At 42.7% G+C, this 15,739-nt stretch carries 12 protein-coding genes; 4 read left to right on the forward strand and 8 right to left on the reverse strand.

What is annotated here, in order from left to right; all coding sequences use genetic code 11:
- Nucleotides 1-2 precede the first annotated feature (2 nt).
- From tssG to OCU60_RS22525, 7 genes are all read right to left on the reverse strand, one after another.
- Nucleotides 3-1,019, reverse strand: a complete 1,017-nt coding sequence (tssG, locus tag OCU60_RS22495; RefSeq protein ID WP_074374430.1) for a type VI secretion system baseplate subunit TssG — start codon at nt 1,017-1,019, stop codon at nt 3-5.
- Nucleotides 983-2,755, reverse strand: coding sequence for a type VI secretion system baseplate subunit TssF (gene tssF / locus OCU60_RS22500; RefSeq protein WP_074374431.1), 1,773 nt, complete (start codon nt 2,753-2,755; stop codon nt 983-985). The genes tssG and tssF overlap by 37 nt, the downstream gene beginning before the upstream one ends.
- A gap of 3 nt (nt 2,756-2,758) precedes the next feature.
- Entirely contained in the window at nt 2,759-3,196 is a 438-nt protein-coding gene (gene tssE / locus OCU60_RS22505) for a type VI secretion system baseplate subunit TssE (protein ID WP_072963202.1), read from the reverse strand.
- Nucleotide 3,197: 1 nt separating this feature from the next.
- Complete coding sequence (gene tssC, locus OCU60_RS22510) at nt 3,198-4,673, reverse strand: type VI secretion system contractile sheath large subunit (RefSeq protein WP_074374432.1); 1,476 nt, start codon at nt 4,671-4,673, stop codon at nt 3,198-3,200.
- A gap of 55 nt (nt 4,674-4,728) precedes the next feature.
- Complete coding sequence (tssB, locus tag OCU60_RS22515; protein WP_074374433.1) at nt 4,729-5,241, reverse strand: type VI secretion system contractile sheath small subunit; 513 nt, start codon at nt 5,239-5,241, stop codon at nt 4,729-4,731.
- A gap of 253 nt (nt 5,242-5,494) precedes the next feature.
- Nucleotides 5,495-6,643 carry an SEL1-like repeat protein gene (locus tag OCU60_RS22520; protein ID WP_139302145.1) on the reverse strand — a complete coding sequence of 383 codons (1,149 nt, stop codon included), beginning with the start codon at nt 6,641-6,643 and terminating at the stop codon, nt 5,495-5,497.
- Nucleotides 6,644-6,716: 73 nt separating this feature from the next.
- A complete protein-coding gene (locus OCU60_RS22525) occupies nt 6,717-7,001 on the reverse strand; it encodes a type VI secretion system PAAR protein (RefSeq protein ID WP_074374434.1) in 285 nt (94 codons plus the stop codon).
- A 1,091-nt stretch (nt 7,002-8,092) separates the two neighbouring features.
- On the opposite strand from OCU60_RS22525, the gene OCU60_RS22530 reads away from it, so the two are divergent.
- The 4 genes from OCU60_RS22530 (at nt 8,093) to OCU60_RS22545 (ending at nt 13,370) form a co-directional block, all read left to right on the forward strand.
- On the forward strand, nt 8,093-10,111 hold the full coding sequence (locus tag OCU60_RS22530; protein ID WP_074374435.1) for a methyl-accepting chemotaxis protein: 2,019 nt from the start codon (nt 8,093-8,095) through the stop codon (nt 10,109-10,111).
- Nucleotides 10,112-10,262: 151 nt separating this feature from the next.
- Nucleotides 10,263-11,267, forward strand: a complete 1,005-nt coding sequence (locus tag OCU60_RS22535; protein WP_074374436.1) for a LacI family DNA-binding transcriptional regulator — start codon at nt 10,263-10,265, stop codon at nt 11,265-11,267.
- 347 nt (nt 11,268-11,614) lie between these two features.
- Entirely contained in the window at nt 11,615-11,941 is a 327-nt protein-coding gene (locus tag OCU60_RS22540; protein ID WP_139302146.1) for a hypothetical protein, read from the forward strand.
- 757 nt (nt 11,942-12,698) lie between these two features.
- Nucleotides 12,699-13,370, forward strand: coding sequence for a helix-turn-helix transcriptional regulator (locus OCU60_RS22545; protein ID WP_074374438.1), 672 nt, complete (start codon nt 12,699-12,701; stop codon nt 13,368-13,370).
- Nucleotides 13,371-13,415: 45 nt separating this feature from the next.
- Here OCU60_RS22545 and OCU60_RS22550 read toward each other — a convergent pair whose 3' ends face one another.
- A complete protein-coding gene (locus OCU60_RS22550) occupies nt 13,416-15,722 on the reverse strand; it encodes an efflux RND transporter permease subunit (protein ID WP_074374439.1) in 2,307 nt (768 codons plus the stop codon).
- Between the last annotated feature and the right edge of the window lie 17 nt (nt 15,723-15,739).

Below are 15,739 nucleotides of genomic sequence, written 5' to 3' on the forward strand. Positions count from 1 at the left end.
CACTATTGCCTCACCTGAATTAACACGTTTTTCTCGCGCTCACCTGAGCCAAGAAACGAATACCACCCCAAGGCCACACTATCCTGAGAGTCCAATCGAAGTACGGGGACTTCTTTCTCATCCATAGAGAGCTCCAAGTCATAAGCCATCTGCTCTCGCAAGACGAATTCCACCAACTTACACAGGGGTTGAAACTCCTTACCGATCGGCAGAAAGTCTGCAAATCGCTGGCGTGACAACCCTTTAATACAAATCACAAATTTACCGTTGCAATCCATCACCGATTCACCGATGACCGTGTTCATTCCCAAGTTGCCATTTTGCTGACCAAGGGAGAATTGCTGCGACGGATCAATCATCACTCTGCGCTTTTCCCACTGCCGGATGCTGACGTCTTCCAGATCAAAGCAGTGGGCAATAATCCCCGCAACCACCTGCGGAGATCGGCTTCGTCCGGCCAGGACACCCGCGTAAGCGAGCATTTTGCACCAGTTGATTGGTGTATCGCCCCTTAAATCAGGATCAGCTAAGCCAACGAGCGCGAATAATTGTTGTGAAAACAGATCCTGCGCGTCATCCTGAAAACGCACGTAATAACGATATTTACGCCAGATTCGATAGACCAAGTTGATCAGGCGGTTATTGAAAAAATCCAGAAAAGGACGTTTGAATCCGCCCGGGTCTTCAACCGCCAACTGCTCCAGAATGAAGCCCGGTAACGGAGACTGCGATCCGGTCAAACCAAAAAAGTTGGTTTGTAAAATCAAATGTTCGTCATCAAACTGGGTCAAATCCGTCACGTCAGCAGGTGAAAACCCCAAGCTGGGATTCGCACTGAATATCAGGCGACAAACTCTTTCCCAATCTTCATCTTCCGGATTTGAACGCTGAAGTTTTTGTAACAATTCCACCAGTTGGAAAAAATTGTACGACCTCACCTTATCCGGTATTGGTATGAGCGCTTGCTTTTTTTGAGCTGAATCTATATCAGCGGCTGCATCCCTGTCCGGGTTCCCCATGAGTATTTCTCGTTATTACTGACGTTGACCAAAATCAGTTCATGAAATGAATTGATGTTGGCATACAAAGCAAAAAAGTGGCTCAACACCCGACCAAACAGATAAAGATCACCTTCTGAACCAAAACAGCCCTGATCAATATGAATCTCGGATTGCAGACCACGTACAGGAAGCCCTCTTAATAATTTATCTATGGGCTTCGATTCTATTTTGATAATGCCTTCCAGACGCTTTTTCGCCACACGCTCGGCCTGACGGTCAACCAGTGCCCGGAAGTCATAATTTCTGAGTACACTGCTCAGTGCATCTTTCGAAAGCAGCGACAGATAATTCAATGATAAATTTGAAATTAACCCCCACAGCAAGCTGCCATCCAAAACCGGACGCAACGGCTGAGTCGGTGCAATAATATTTTTGAACGTCACATAGTCGGGCGAAGTGTCCGTTGATTGGCAGATATCTCCGGCCCCAAGTTCAATCGGTAATAATCGATTGGTACAGGTCAGCTGGATCGAAATCGCTTCATCAACATCGACTGATCGCGTTTCATCCCCGCGAATGAACGAAATAAAGGTGTCGAAACCATCATTACGCTGACTATCTTTGACGCGTGAACGGTAATAGAGCACTTCACGCTGTCTGGCTCTTTCAACCTGATGCTGAAAACTTTCAAATGGGTGATAAACGCGTTTTTCACCACGAATCCGTTGACTATCCTGCGTTTTATCCTGCCAGCCATAAACCCCGTCGATACTGAATACTTCATAATGTGACGGATAACGACTCGATGGAATCACGCGGTATTCCGACTGCTTACCGGTCAAGTCAATTGGATCTGCATCATGCTCAAACAGGTTAATAATCGGCACACAGTAAAGTTGGAAACTGTTCTGATTAATCCGGACATCTGTCGGCAATGTTTTTGAAAAATGAATGCGGAGCGTCATTTTGCCACGCACTGATTTCGGCAGCACTTTATCCAATGCATGAATATCAAAGAAATGGAAAGCCTCTGGAAATGACAGATACTCCTGTAAAATCCGATACCCTTCATACACATTTTTCGGGTACGGCAGCAGTGCGTCTTCACCGGCAAAACCAACCGACTGAAGTGCATCCCGCGGGATACTGAATTCAGTCCCATTGACGTCGACCACCATTTTATCCAGATGGTGATGGAGCCACAGGTACAGCATCTGCGCGCTATACAGCTCGCCGCCAAGATAAAAGCGCAAACTGTCAACCAGCGCTTCGCCGACCGACATCTCGCCTTTCATCGCTAAATTGATATCAACGGTACTCGATTCCCGTGTGTGGTGAGAGGTAATATCCTCGATCACTAAAGGGTAAACTGCGACGTCACGACATGTCCGGAAATGACATACCGTGCCTAAGACTTTCTCTGAACTGTCGAGTTGAATACCTGCGCGGACAACCTGCTTCTCACTGACTTTCGATTCTGGCTGAAACGCAACAATACTCATGCTGGGAACAGGTCGAAGATAGTTCGGCCATAGCATATTAATAATGGAATGCGTCAGCTCAGGAAATTCATCTTCAACTTTTTCACGCAAGCGTGCTGTCAGGAATGCAAAACCTTCCAGTAGACGTTCAACATCCGGGTCAGTCACCTGACCATGAAGAAAACGAGAAAGCTGGGGATGAATTTCAGTGAAACGCTTCCCCTGCTCTTTCAAAAATGAAAGTTCTTCTCGAAAGTACTTATCTTGTGCCATGTATCAATACACTCGATATTGACGGTTTTGATCCAATAACAGATTTAGTTTTACCGTGTCATGAACAGCACTACTGTTCACTTCTGCGGTGATCCGAAATCTCAATGATAATGGGTTCAAATCGTCTCTTTCTGACGTCACCACAATGTCTTTCAATCGTGGCTCATATTTTCTTAAACAGTCCTTAATCGCCATGCGGATTCTGACAGCCAGATCAAGTGTTTCCAGTGTCGCATCGTTAAAATCAACGAGCCCCAGCTCAGGTGCGCTTTGCGCTTCTCCCAGCCGAGTATTCAGAACATTGGAAACGTTCCGCTTGATCGAATTAAGCACATCGTTTGCATCTGGACCCTGAGTCAAAGACCGAGGTCTTTCGCCGGCTTCTAAGCGTTCAAAGAAGCCGACGCCAAATGCAACCTCTTCAGGCGCAATATAAGACATATTACTGATCTAAACGGCCAACGAGTGACAGTTCAAAGTTCGCACCCATGTACTTGAAGTGTGGGCGAACCGCCAGTGATACCTGATACCAGCCTGGGTTACCTTCTACATCGGACACTTCAATGCGTGCAGCACGAAGTGGGCGACGACTACGAACGTCTGCCGGTGGGTTTTCCTGATCAGCAACATACTGTTTGATCCAACCATTCAGTTCACGCTCAAGGTCTTGTCTCTCTTTCCATGAACCAATCTGTTCGCGTTGCAATACTTTGATGTAGTGTGCGAGACGGTTGATAATCATCATGTAAGGGAGCTGAGTACCCAGCTTGTAGTTGGTTTCTGCTTCTTTACCTTCTTTCGTATTCGGGAAGACTTTTGGCTTCTGAATCGAGTTGGCAGAGAAGAATGCTGCGTTGTCGCTGCCTTTACGCATCGTCAATGCAATGAAACCTTCTTCTGCAAGTTCAAATTCTTTCCGGTCAGTGATCAGCACTTCCGTTGGAATCTTCGCTTGTAAAGCACCCATTGTTTCAAAAACGTGAACCGGTAGATCTTCAACAGCACCGCCACTTTGAGGACCAATGATGTTCGGACACCATCTGTATTTTGCAAAGCTATCGGTCAAACGAGTTGCAAATGCAAAGGCTGTGTTACCCCACAGATAATGTTCATGAGATTCACGGACACTTTCCTGATAGTTAAACGTTTTGATTGGGTTTTCGATTGGATCGTAAGGGACACGCAGCAAGAAACGTGGTGCAGTCAGACCCAGATAGCGTGCATCTTCAGATTCACGCAGCGAACGCCACTTGGTATATTTCGGACTTTCGAAGATCGATTTCACATCTTTGATATTAGGAAGTTCTTCAAAAGAGTCGATACCAAAGAATTCAGGACCTACACTCGAAATAAACGGTGCATGAGCCATTGCGCCAAGCGCGCCCATGTACTGAAGTAGTTTCATATCCGGTGTAGACGGTGTGAACGCATAGTTGCCGATCATCGCGCCTGTCGGTTCACCACCAAACTGACCGTAACCAGAAGAATAAACCTGCTTATACAAACCGGATTGAGAGATTTCTGGTGCAAACTCAAAATCTTCCAGCAGTTCTTCTTTGGTGACATGGATGATGTCAACTTTGTTGTTTTCCCGGAAATCGGTACGGTCGATGAAAAGCTTCAGTCCACGCCATGCCGATTCCATTTGCTGGAATTGTTCATGGTGAAGGATCTCATCCATTTGCGCACTGATTTTCTTATCCAGCTCAACCAGCATTTGGTCAACAAGTGATTTATTGACTGGTTCTGCTTCTTGGCTCGAACCAATCAGGTTTTCGATAAACGCGGCAACACCTTTTTTCGCGATATCATAACCTTCTTCATTCGGCGCAAGACGTGTTTGAGCCATAATTTCATCTAACAGACTGAGTTCACCAGCCTGGGGACTTTCTAGTACCGTTTCTTCTGTAGCAGACATTAATCAAGTTCCTATGACAATAAGTTAAAAAACACCAAAAGTATTGCGTCTATCGTTACTCTTGAGGTTCTTTTTCTTCAGACCCGCCGACAATATCCAGTTCAGCAAGGAGCTTTTCACGAGACTCTTCAGATGCGATCAGGGCCTGTAAGCGCTCTCTGAATGCAGGGATATTTCCTAAAGGACCTTTTAAAGCAACCAAGGCTTCACGAAGTTCGATCAGCTTATTCAATTCCGGAACCTGAGCCGCAACTGAATCTGGGGCAAAATCTTGCAACGACTTAAAGCTCAGCTCGACTGGCAACTCAGCATCAGGGTCATCACCCAATTTATTTTTTACAGTTGCGCTGATTGAGAGGCTACTCTCACGCATCACTGACTCGAAGTTGTTCTTGTCAACTGAAACAGATTGACGATCCTCAAGGGGTGTTTCTTCCGTATGACCTTTAAAATCACCAACCACTAATGTTTTGAGTGGTAATTCAATTTCGGCCTGTTGATCCCCTGTCGCAGGAACATATTTAATATTAATGCGCTCTTTCGGAGCGACACTACCTTCTTTAGACATATCAAGTCTCCAATACCTATGCCAATAGTCGTTGCTTGCGTATATTCATTTCACCAGCAAAATGATATCTAAGCAGAAATAATATTCTGACTCAGACATGAGAACACGAATCACATTCGTATCAATTAAATAAGTGAAAACATCCACTTATTTAATAATGTTTTCAAATCGATAATATTACACTTAAATTCAACCAATTATTAAATCCCCTTATTTTATATTTGAGGAAATAAATAAAAACACTGTGCCTTATTTATAAATCCCAATAAGTGTCGTGATTATAAAAGGTTACCTTTTCCTTATAAGTGTCTGTAATTTTTTGAGCACGTTCAATATCCGGAGGCGTCATCTCATTTGTAATATCAACGAAAAATTGTTCCATTGATTTATGTAAGCTTGTCAAGCGATCGCTACCAGCATAATCCAGATAAAGTTCAGAATAAGCACGGGCTTTAATCAAATCTTCATCGACAAACCGATAAGATGATGCTTCACCCGCATATATTTTCGCGACTACAGCCAGAGATGTCAGGTCACCGGCATCCAATGCCCGCTGACGCCATGCAAAAGCTTTTTTAAAATCACCGCGACCTTCGTATAGTTCAACACATGCTTTCATCGCCGGGATAAAATGATGTTCCGCTGCATTGCGGTAGTTGGTATAAATCCCAGTAGAAAATCTTGTTTCCGTATATAACTGATTTATATCATCAAGTGATCTTCTGGAATTATCCATCCACGCGAGCGGATAACTGTAATCCATTGCGCGCTGTAAATAATATTCAGACTGATCCGAGTCAGTTTTTTCATAATAAAGCGACAGATAATAAGCGGCCTTTGCAGGTTGTGTCGCTGCGAGTCTGACCAGACCATCATGGTAGCGTTTATGCCATGACCGTCGAATCGTGGTACGTAGCCAAGTGCCATGTTGGTACAGGTAATTCATCGCATGCAGATTACCCTGATTTGCCGCCTGCTCAACATATTCTCTGACAAGCCGCGGCGTCCGGATGGTCGGATTATATCCCGACAACTCTACCGCATATAAGTAAGCAGCATCCGCATCGCCTTTATCAGCAGCATATTGTAGATAATGTCGTGCTTCTTCATTTTTAAACTGCGCACGCAGCAAACGTCCTTTTTCATAAGCCTGAGTCGGGGTCAAAAAATTAATATCATAGTCATATTTTTGCTGATCTGCCTGCTGGTCTGATTCTGGTATCTGAATCGAAACACGATTCAAATTATCACGATCCAAGCTGCCACTATGATCCACGTTATCACCATGATCCAAGTTGCCACCATGACCCAAGCTATTACGCTCCACGTTACGATGACCCGTGGCATATGGATTTTCATCAATTGTCACCGCCGCCTCAGGATTCACAACTTCGTCCGCCATGACAACGTTGCTGTAAGAAGCGAGCACAAAAGCACTGAGCAAAAAAGCCTTGTTTTTAGCCGATATTAACTTTTTAGCCGATATTAACACTGGTACCACCTTGTAAAGCACCACCACAACTGATCGGGTCACCAGCACGGGCAGCTGGCTTTCCATCAACCATTACCGTTCCTGAACCTGCTGCAATAGCGCGTCCATGAGGTGGATGTTTCGGCTTATCATGTGGCGCAAGAGGATCACCTTGCCGAGCCGCAGGAATACCATCATATTTAACGGTTCCTGACCCTGCGGTGACAGGAGTAGGAGGAAAGCCATCATGATCAGAACCTGTATTACCAACGACGATTCCGTTTCCCATATTATGCCTCTGTTGTTAGCTGATAAAAGTGTAAATAAATGCAAAATCGGTTGAACAATCATCAGATTTTGCCGGCAACTACTTAGAATCTATCTATTTTATTTATTCTTGCCGATTGTTTTTTATTCAGTCGGGCAATATCTTGCCTATCTCAAGCAATATATTGCCTAATTGGTGAAATAATTTTCTCTTATATTGACAAAATAATCTAGTGCAGGATATCTAAAAACATTTCTATTATTTAATAAATTTTCATTTACCGCAGAAGATCACAAAACAGCCTAAGGCCAGATGTCAGGTAGATTACATTTATGATAGAGAGCAATAATTTGCACAGAATTTTCACAAAAAAGTTTTAATTCTGACAACAAAAATGTATAATGTCCGGTTTTTCTATAAAAAATATCAAGATTTTCCGGAATCAAGAAAACAAAATAATTCATAGCACAAATAACAAGATCATAAAAATATGACGTTGATTCCAATTTCAATACGAATTGAATGAATCAAACATTTATTTTACTCATATAAAAATATACAGAGTCCATATTTTTATGGGTGATATTCCAAATTTTCAATCAATGATATATTTGAAATGCTCAAATTATATTCACTCCACCTATGAACTGGTCATATCAGTTCTATTGATATAAATAAAGTGAATAACATCGCGCATAAAAATAAGGTCGCCCAAACTCTCGATGACAAATCTTTCGATGGATTGTTTCAAATCGATATCAACACATTTTTGACTTCCGAAGCCATATTTTGATCGGTCTTACAGTCAAGAAATGCAACTGGTGATGCTGACGAAAAATCTACAGTCCGGATTGAGTCAGACCCACAGCCCGCTTCGTGGAGTATCGAGCAACATGGGTAAACCGATTAAATCAGTCCTCTTACCTCTCAAAATAAGTGATAATGTGCTTGTTTTTATATCGTGATTTTATTCATACTAATCGTATTGTTTTTTATGCATCATGTTTATAATATTTCAACGATTTACTCATAATAAAAACAAATAAAAAACTGAACGGATATGCACGAAATAATTCGGACGTTTCCGGGATCCTAACAATCGGAGTGGCTTTATGTTCAATCTATCCTGGCGAAATGCCTCGAAAAAACAATCTCGACATCACGAACCCCCAGTCAAAGTGAAGGCAATCTCCAGCCATGAGATTCGTGTCAATCAATTAGAAGAAATGAGCTTTCATACCAGTAACACAGCCCTTGTTCTCGCCTATGTGTCACCCCACCTTCCTTTCGAAGCGATTTCAAGACAATTAAAAGAGGCGATGCCTTTTGCAAAACATGTCGTCTCGATCATGAGTGCAGGAGAGCTGGGAGGGCGGGATAAAAAAGGGCTCTATCATACGACACCGGAAAGCTGGGATAACATTGTCATCCAAAGCTTCAGTGAACAGGTATTCCAAGCCATTTCTATTGCCGAGGTACCACTCTATTGCGAAGATATCAAAAGTGGTCAAATCAAGTTTAGCCGCCAAGATCGAATCGCACGTATTCAGGATGAAATCAAAAAAGTTAACCTTGATTTTCCTGTCAGCTACCTCGATACCGTGGCACTGACATTCTTTGATGGTCTCTCTTCTTCTGAAAATTTCTTTGTACAAGCGCTCTATCAGTCTGATTGTTTTCCCTGCTACTTCATTGGCAGCTCAGCCGGCGGCAAACTGGATTTCGGCCAGGCCGATGTCGCCTTAGACGGAAAAATCCTAACCAATAAAGTCTGTCTGGTCTTTGTGAAACTGGCACCAGCCATTCGCTATGGCATCTTAAAAACACACAACTTTGAAGTAACTTCAACTCACTTTACGATTGCCGAAACAAATGCCGCGACGCGCACCGTGAAAACATTCCTTGATGAAGCGACGATGTCACTCCAGTCACCACTATCGATGTTATGCCGACATTTTGCTTGCACCCCATCGAAACTGGAGTCCATGCTTGATCAATATAGTTTCGGGGTAAAAATTGGCAATGAAACGTATATTCGCTCCATTGCCAATATTAACTATGAAGATGAAACCATCAATTTCTTCTGCGATTTTTCATTCGGTGACAAATTGTATCTGATGAAAGCAAAAGATTTTTCAGAATCAATCCAACGTGATTATGCAACATTTCAGCGTGGTAAACCGCGAGAACCGATTGCGATGCTCGCAAATGACTGTATTCTGCGTCGCTTACATAATGGTCCTTCGCTTGCTGCCGTGCATAATTTTGATCATATTCCTGCGGTTGCCGGATTCAGTACATTCGGTGAGTTTTTGGGGCTGCATCAAAATGAGACGCTTACCGCGCTTTATCTGTATCAAATGCATGAAGGGGAGTCATTTCACGACGAATACACCAATAACTTTCCTATTTACTACAGCCATTTCAAAGCCTATTTCTTGCAGAATGAGTTGCATAGCTTGAAGAAGGTCGCCTCACTGCAACAGACAACGATCCGGGATTTATTCCGCTATAAGGAACTATTGGGACGGATGCTCCAAAGTTTACAGAACGTTGCCTCCTACGCCAGAGATACCTCAGACGTACTCCAAAATGTTCAGACTCAGTTTACCGGGCTATCCAGTGAAGTGAAGAAACAAACTGAGCATAGTCAGGAACTCCAGCAATATGTCGAAACCTTAAAAACCGATTCAAACAAGATTCAGGATATTCTGGACGTCATTGATGGTATTGCAGAGAGAACCAACTTGCTGGCACTCAATGCCGCGATTGAAGCAGCCCGGGCCGGAGAACAGGGACGAGGGTTTGCCGTCGTTGCCGATGAAGTGAGAAATCTATCTCAAAGTACTCAAAATAGCCTCAGCTCTACCGGAGAAACAGTGAACAATCTTTATTCTTCAATCGATGCAATCAAAGAGGTTATTGAAACAACCGTTGCACTGATGGAACATGTCAATCACTCTTCACTCGGCCTGAATGAAGAAATGAGCAAGATGTTAACCCTGTCCAGCGAAGCGTCTGCGAGCATTGAAGAAAGCATCCACGATATCAATGAAGTTCAGTCTGAACTGGCCCAAATTGATCAGAACGTTCTGACCATCACACGGTTGACTGAATCTCAAGCCCAATAATTCTGGTGTGTGCGGCACTATTTCTGCGCTTCTTATAGAGAAATAGAGAAATAGTGTCTACCTCATGAACCCGGAAAAATATCATTCCCCCGCCCAAGGGAATCCGGTAAAATCGCGCTTTGTGCATGAAAATGATCCATTGAGGGAATAGATGGCGACAATCATTGATGTCTGTAAAGCGGCCGGTGTATCAAAAGCGACCGTCTCCCGAGTGATCAACGGCAGCCCGCAAGTCAAAGAGAAAACCCGAATACGCGTACTTGATGCGATGAAGTCATTGGGATATCAACCAAACGTTCTGGCGCAAGCATTGGCGACCAACACCTCAAACACCATTGGGTTAATCCTGCCTCATTTTGATAGCTATTACTTCGGTTCAATCTTAAAACAGACCGCACAAACGCTCCAAAAATCCCAAAAAAAGCTGTTTGTCATGGAAAGTCATAACAGTGAAGCCGGGGAAATTGAAGCGATGAATACACTCGCGCTTCAGCGTTGTGATGCCATTATGATCTACAGTCGCTATCTCAGCGAAACTCAACTCGTCCATTATCAAGAGCAGACACAGAGGCCGCTGGTTGTCTTAAACCGCAGTCTGTCCACACAGCAGTTGGTCAGTTTCAGCTTTGATCAATACCAACTCAGTTCGCTTGCGGTCGAGCATCTATTGCAACTCGGTCATCGCAACATTGTCTGTCTGACCACACCGTTGAACAATCAAACCGGCCAGCTTCGATTACAGGCGTATCGCGACCACCTTGCTCAACACAATATTCCGGTAAATGAAGCTCTGATTATCGAGGGGAAAAGCACCCATATCTGGGGATACTCCGCCGTGATGCAATTATTGGATTGGGGGCAAACATTCAGTGCCATCTTTTCTTGTAATGACGATATGGCTCTCGGAGCCATCCGGGCGTTACATGAACGAGGACTTTCTGTTCCTCAGGATATCTCAGTAATGGGTATCGATAATGAACCCGCGGCATTTTATGCTATCCCAAGCCTGTCTACCGTCTCTCTGCCTATCGAGCAACTCACCATTGATGCGACTAATCTGGCGATTAACATGGCCAATAAGATAACCACTCCCCCGCAGCATTTCGAATATTTCGGCGCACTGGAACTGCGGGAATCAACACGCCTGCTCGCATAACCCATCATGTGTGATCGCTTCGCGAATCGGTATACCGTCACCACCGGCGCTCATGTTTAATGCAGGCGCACTCGTTTATTCCTCGGGGCCACTCAAATATTCCTTGGACCACATAAACACACGTTGATGACACTGACCGGGTCTTAACCCAAAATTAACCCTATATGATAAATAGATATAAGTCAATAGAATGATTCGTCTCATACATATTTCAAACGTGACTAAGTTCAAAAAAATTGAAAGTAACGAACGAAATTATGTTATCGAAGTCACACTTATTTCGGCTCATAATCACTCTCGACATAACGAAATAATAAATACAACCAACAACGAATATGGGTGAGATTATGAAAAACCAACTATCACTAGCTGCCGTGACTGCAATTGCAACGCTACTTTCAGCCAATGTATTTGCATCTGAATCACAATACGACATGAGTATCTATACGCTGCCCGATCAAGCGATTGTCAAAGTGACTGAAAACGGCCAACCTGTCAGCCAGGTTCCTGTTGAAGTTGATGGTGGCAGTCAGCATCAAACATTAATGACTTCTGCGCACGGTACTGTCATTGTAGAAAACAATGAAAACCATTCCCGTAGCTTCAAAATTAGTGTCAATGAACCAAGCGGTGAACAAATCGTCACTCATCGTTTTATTTCAGTACAACACTAATCCAAATCGATACTGTCCATAGAGATTTGGATGTCCAGCAAAGGCTACTACTCGTAAGTGATAGGAAAGGCGATGTTCACTTTGCACATTTAGCTTGAATGACTATACGATAGAACTGACTGGCACATTAAAAACGCACATACTATGCATAACAGTATGTGCGTTTTTTATACTCATTCAGTATGGCGTCATAAGATGAATGGCTCAAAATCAACAATCATAAATTGGAAAAATGAATCATCTGCTGTCGCGTAGCTACACGGGCATAAGCCATATAAATACCCTCTCCCCTAAAGATTAAAGGTATCAATATTATCCATCCAGGCTGAAAATATAATTATCTATATATCCATATAAAAAATAACAATTATTTATCATTTACAGGATACACATTAAACGAGTGATAAAAAATTTGCCTATGGATATGGCATATTTGCATTACAGCTAACCTATATTAAACTATAAATGTATTATTGACATAGATAATGAATACGAATAATTTAAATAATTAATATATAAAAACTCGGTTTAATCCTTAATTTTTATAACAAAAACAAAAAGTTATACTAAAATCAACCATCCTAATCTCAAACCGATTGGACAGGTTGGCTTTAAATATAAAATACTGATATATCACTCGATAATTGACTGTATGCGTCATTCAATGAAATTGGTATAGCAATAAAAGTATGAAAGACATAAGAAAGTAGAGCATATGTAAATCACAAGACAATGTTATTAGGAAATATATTTGCTTATGGATAAGTTAAAGCTATTCGAACTATCAAATCAGTTAAGGTGTGTAGAAAGCTCCGATTCAATTCATGTCTGGTTTAGTGAACTACAGAACGAAATCAGCTTTGAGTTCAGTATACTTACTTTGTTTGATAATGATGATACTCCGGAACCGATTTGTTATGGTTTCTCTTCAGCTCAATTTACTAATTGCTTTAGCAAGAATACAACAAAAAACGACCCACTAACCGCAGTATTACAACACTCAAACAGTGGCATCATTACACTGATGGATTCTCATACACATCCAGATTATGGCAGACGACTTCTTCTGGCTAGTTATTATGGGAATAAAAAAAGCATTTATCTAACCTCATTTGGTGACCGCCAACCGTCTTGTGAAGAAATCAATGTTTTATATCTACTAACGCCTCATCTCAACATGGTTTTGAACAAGGTATCAGATCACAAAACTCATCTGGCTACTTATTTCCCTCCAGAGAACCAACTTACCAGCAGAGAAAATGAGTTACTATCCTGGCTCAAGATTGGAAAAAGCAATTGGGAAATCGGTCGACTACTCAATATTAATGAATGTACGGTTAAATACCATCTGCAAAACATCTATCGGAAACTAGGCGTTCATAATCGTACCCATGCAGTATCAAGGGCAACGGAACTGGGTTTGAATTAATAAGAAAGAGCTTAGGGCAAAAGCCCTAAGCTCTGTGACCATTGATCAAGCCACTTGTGGTTTATGCTGAGTTGCGATCACTTCTTTACCTGTAATCTTAAGTAAAGCCGGTACCAAAAGTAAATCAAGTATTAATGCAACAATAATAGTAATTGCGGTCATCAGGCCCATATCCGCATTCATCTTAAAGGAACTACTTGCTAGTACAAAGAAGCCGGCACTAAGCACTATTGAGGTACCGATAACAGCGACCCCCGTTTCTTTCACTGCACCAACAATTGACTTTTCTTCCGACTCTCCACCTTTGCGCAATGAGTGATAACGATATAACAAGTGAATCGTGTCATCAACGACAATACCCAGCGTCATACTTGCTATAACAGAAAGACTAAGTCCGACTTCACCAATAGTCATCCCCCACAAGCCAAACGCAATAGATGCAGGCAAAATATTTGGCAAGATGCTGATAACGCCAAGACGAACTGAGCGCAGAATCAATCCGATCAAGAATGATATAACTAACAAAGCGGCAGCCGAAGCAGTCAACATACTGATATTATTGCTATAACCAATATGAGCAAACATAATGTCAGCACTCACCCCCGGACTGACACTACTTTTAGGGAATACCCTCAACAGTTGACTACGTAACGTTGACTCTAATGCGATCAAGTCATTCGATGACATTTTCTTCGCGGTGACGGTGATACGAAGCTCTTTTTTGTCTAGCGCCACCTGATTACTTAGATTCAAACCGTATGGCAATGACATGTCGTACAACAATAAGGTTTGTGCAGACAGCTCAGGATCAGTCGCCAAACGGTATGCACCCGCTTTGTCATTGTGCAGACTACTGTTTAAGCGCTTCATTATGTCCGTCAGCGACTGAATGTGGTACACGCCTTCGGTCTTACGTGCTTGCTGAACAAATTGATCTAATTTATTCAGGAAACTTGGTGATGTCACCAACTCTCCCTTTTCTGGACGAATCGCGTACTGAATACTCGCAACACCTGTCAAGTTAGCATAAGTAAAGTCATTTGCCTGACGCACCGCATAAGACTCATCAAAATATTCAAATAAAGTGTCATCAATATCATTGCGGACTAGGTTAGCAGCAATCACACCACTGACAATCACAACCAGCGCTATTTTCATTCCCGGTTTGACCATAGCCCAACGGGCAATCGCTTCAAGGGGCTTATCCAATCTCTGATGTTTGAACTCTTTACTACGACGAGAAGGTAAGATTACGAGCATAGCAGGGATAAAAAACAGCGTAAGAAGCATCGCCGCAATCACCCCCATTGCAGTAATATTACCTAAATCGTTAAACGGCGGTGAATCGCTAAAGTTCATTGAGAGGAAACCAACAGCAGTCGTCAAACTGGTAAGGATAATTGGCAAACGATGTTTTTCCATCGATTGTTTCAATGCCACCAGCTTTTCTTCTCCTTTATTCAAAACATGTTTGTATCCCTGTAGATAATGAATACAGTCCGCAACAGCCATAGTCAGAATGATCAACGGTGCTGAAGCTGACGGGGACGTAATTGCTATACCTAGCCAACCTGCAGCACCCAATGAGATGAAGACAGAAGAAACGATAGTTAACGTTACGACCACAGAACTCCATAAGCTACGTAGATAGATACCCGTACCAATAACAATGAGTAGCAGAGCTCCAGGTACCAAGCTTCCCATGTCTCGTTGCGTCGCTTCACCAAACGCATCGTTTTGCATCACCTGTCCGGTTAAGTAAAACTGCACCCCTGGATAGCGGGTCTGCATTTCCGCAATTTTGTCTTGCCAGAATTGGGCAATTTCACGGACTTCTTCAGACTGCTCTTCTGTTGTCAAATGCACTAATACATTGATAGCTGTAGATTTAGCATCTTGCGCTAAATACCGGTTAACTATCTCCGGTTGTTTTAGTGCATACGCTTTCTTCTGGGCTAACAACTGGCTATTCGCCAATTGTTCCATGTTCACAAAGTCTTCGACGATCAGATCATCACTTTGTGCGTGAGTGTACTGGTAGTTAGTCAGAGAATCGACACGGAAAGAATGAGGGGTTTTCCAACCGTACTCGGTAAGCTCAAGTACCGCTTTTAATACATTTTCCTGGAACACATTGCCAGATTTTGGATGGAGTACAATCAATACACTATCATTACTGTTGTACTTTTCCTCAATACTTTCGAATGCGATCAAATCGGGATTATCTTCGCTGAAGAATACCTTATAGTCATTGTTCAGGCTGAGCTTCCCTAAGCCAACAAATGCAAGGGCCATGATGCAGAGCCAGCCCGCTAAGGCGAGCAAAGCTCTAAGTTTTGTCCAGTTTTTCATGAGTCGAAACTTCCTTT

Source organism: Vibrio spartinae (assembly GCF_024347135.1).
Classification (GTDB): Bacteria; Pseudomonadota; Gammaproteobacteria; order Enterobacterales; family Vibrionaceae; genus Vibrio; species Vibrio spartinae.